At 63.6% G+C, this 3,014-nt stretch carries 2 protein-coding genes; both read left to right on the forward strand.

Annotated elements, in window-relative coordinates; translation table 11 throughout:
• The first annotated feature begins 160 nt into the window (after nucleotides 1-160).
• Nucleotides 161-1,516, forward strand: a complete 1,356-nt coding sequence (locus QMX91_RS30280) for a nucleobase:cation symporter-2 family protein (protein ID WP_135295497.1) — start codon at nucleotides 161-163, stop codon at nucleotides 1,514-1,516.
• Between the two features lie 13 nt (nucleotides 1,517-1,529).
• Complete coding sequence (locus QMX91_RS30285) at nucleotides 1,530-2,918, forward strand: amidohydrolase family protein (RefSeq protein WP_282413844.1); 1,389 nt, start codon at nucleotides 1,530-1,532, stop codon at nucleotides 2,916-2,918.
• Nucleotides 2,919-3,014: the final 96 nt, after the last annotated feature.

The following is a 3,014-nucleotide window of genomic DNA, read 5'->3' on the forward strand; positions in this document are numbered from 1 at the left end:
GGCTTGCTCGCGAATGCGGTGGGTCATTGCACAGTGATGTCGACTGACACAACGCTTTCGCGAGCAAGCCCGCTCCCACAGGGTTACACCGTGTTCTGGCGCTACGCGGCATCAGACGAATACCCCTCTCTACCGCATAAAAACAGCCAGAGGTGATTCCATGTCGTCAGCCACTCCTTCCTCCACCGTGCACCCCGTCGACCGCGTTTTGCCGGTGCGACAGATGCTCACCCTCGGCCTGCAACACATGGCCGTCTCGTACATCGGCGCCATCGCCGTGCCGTTGATCGTCGCCAGTGCCCTGAAGATGTCCCACGCCGACACCGTGGTGCTGATCAGCACCACGCTGTTCTGCTCCGGCATCGCCACCCTTTTGCAAACCGTCGGCTTCTGGAAATTCGGCGTGCGTCTGCCGATTCTGCAAGGCGTGGCGTTCAGTAGCGTCGGCCCGGTGATTGCCATCGGCAGCAACCCTGACGTGGGGTTTGCGGGAGTCTGCGGCGCGGTGATCGGCGCCGGGATTTTCACCCTGCTGATGGCGCCGTTCGTGGGCCGATTGCGGCGGTTTTTCCCGCCGGTGGTCACCGGCTGCATCGTCACGGTGATTGGTTTGCAGCTGTTCCCGATCGCCTATGAATGGGTCGGTGGCGGACGCAACGCGAGCAACTTCGGCGCCCCGGCATTTCTCGCGGTGGCGGTGGTGGTGCTGCTGACCATTCTGCTGGTCAATCGCTATGGCAGTCCGCTGCTGCGCAACATGGCGGTGCTGGTGGGCATGCTGGTCGGCGCCGGTCTGGCCTACGGTCTGGGCATGGGCAATTTCCACAGTGTCGAAGAGGCGCCGTGGCTGACCGTGCCCTACCCGTTCTACTTCGGTTTGCCGACTTTCAGCTTGATCCCCATCGCGACCATGGTGGTGGTGATGATCGTGCAGATGGTCGAGTCGATGGGGCTGTTCGTGGCCATCGGCGACATCGTCGACAAACCGGTGGAAGACCAGCAAGTGGTCAACGGCCTGCGCGCCAATGGCCTGGCCAGCACCATCGCCGGGATGTTCGCCGCGTTTCCGTTCATTGCCTTCATGGAAAACGTCGGTCTGGTGATCCTGACCGGCGTGCGCAGCCGTTGGGTGGTCGCCGTCAGTGGCCTGTTGATGTGTTCGATTGCGCTGGTGCCCAAGGCCGGGGCGATCATCGCGTCGATGCCGACCGCGGCGTTGGGCGGCGCCGGTATCGCGATGTTCGGCGTGGTCGCGGCGGCGGGGATCCAGACCCTGGCCAAGGTCGATTACGAGCGCAATCGCTACAACGTATTGATCGTCGGTTTCACCATCGCCGCCGCGCTGGTACCGGTGCTCGCGCCCACCCTGTTCAAACAAATGCCCGAGTGGTCACAGCCGTTCCTGCACAGCAGCGTGGTCATCGCCTGCCTGGTGTCGGTGCTGCTCAACGCGGCGCTCAACGGCGTCAGCGTGCCAGACACCACACCCGGCAAATCCGCTTCGCACATTCTCTGACTGGAGCCTGCCCATGACTCGACTTCAAAACATCCTGATCAAAAACCCGCTGGCGGTGATGACCGGCCTGCGCGGCCCGCGAGCACGGGCCGGCGCGGTGGACATTCGCGTGGTCAACGGACGCATCGCCGAAATGGCCGCCGACCTTCAAGCGCAACCCGGCGAGCGCGTGATCGATGCACGCAACTGCGTGATCTATCCGGGCGGGATCAACACCCACCATCACCTGTTCCAGAACCTGCTCAAAGCCGTGCCCGAAGGTTTGAATCAGGATCTGCAAGGCTGGCTGGCGAGCGTGCCCTACCCAAGGTTGAACCGCTTTACCCCGCAACTGGCGCGGATCGCCGCTCGGCTGGGCATGGTCGAATTGCTGTTGTCCGGGGTGACGACCTGCGCCGATCATCATTATCTCTACCACGCCCACGGCACCACCGAGACCGGGGACCTGCTGTTCGATCTGGCGGACGAATTCGGCCTGCGCTTTGTGCTGTGTCGCGGTGGCGCGCTGGAATCCGCCAGCGCGCACCCGGGTTTCTCGAAAACCGCGCTGCAACCGGAAAGCCTCGAGCAAATGGTCGGCGATATCGAGCGACTGAAATCGCTGTATCACCAGGACACCCCGGATGCCCTGCGCCGGGTGGTCGTCGCGCCAACCACACCGACCTTTTCGCTGCCGCCGACCCTGCTGCGCGAACTGGCGCACACCGCGCGCGGCCTCGGTTTGCGCCTGCACACGCACCTGTCGGAAACGCAGAACTACGTGAACTTCTGCCGCGAGAAATACAACTGCCTGCCGGTGGAATTCGTCGCCGAACACGAATGGCTCGGCCCCGACGTGTGGTTCGCCCACGCCGTGCACCTGCAACCCGGCGAAATCCGCATGCTCGCCCAGACCGGTACCGGCATCTCGCATTGCCCGGTGAGCAACGCGCGCCTGGGCAGCGGCGTCGCGCCGGTTCCGCAAATGTATGAGGCCGGCGTACCGATCTCCCTCGGCGTCGACGGCGTCGCGTCCAACGAATCCGGAAGCATGGTCGGCGAAGCCAACACCGCATGGCTGATCCACCGCGCCGAACAAGGCGCCTCGGCGACCACTGCCGAAGACGTGATCCACTGGGGCACGGCGGGCGGCGCGCAGGTATTGGGACTGGGCGCGGTCGGTACGCTGGAGGTCGGGCAAGCGGCAGATCTGGTGATCTACAGCCTTGATCATCCACGGTTCTTCGGCCTCCACGATTGCGCGGTTGCACCGGTGGTCGCGGGAGAACCGATCACGGTGAAGTACAGCCTGGTGGGCGGCCGGATCGTAGTCGATAACGGGGTGATTCCGGGGCTGGATATCGAACGGATGCGCGCCGAGGCGTGGGAAGGTGTGCAGGCGATGATGAATATCGACGATTGACCGCGGATCCGCATGCAATGCAAAACCTGTAGGAGTGAGCCTGCTCGCGATAGCGGTGTGTCAGCTGACATTTGCGCTACTGACACACCGCTATCG

The sequence above is a fragment of the Pseudomonas sp. PS01299 genome, from assembly GCF_029960145.1.
Classification (GTDB): Bacteria; Pseudomonadota; Gammaproteobacteria; order Pseudomonadales; family Pseudomonadaceae; genus Aquipseudomonas; species Aquipseudomonas putida_A.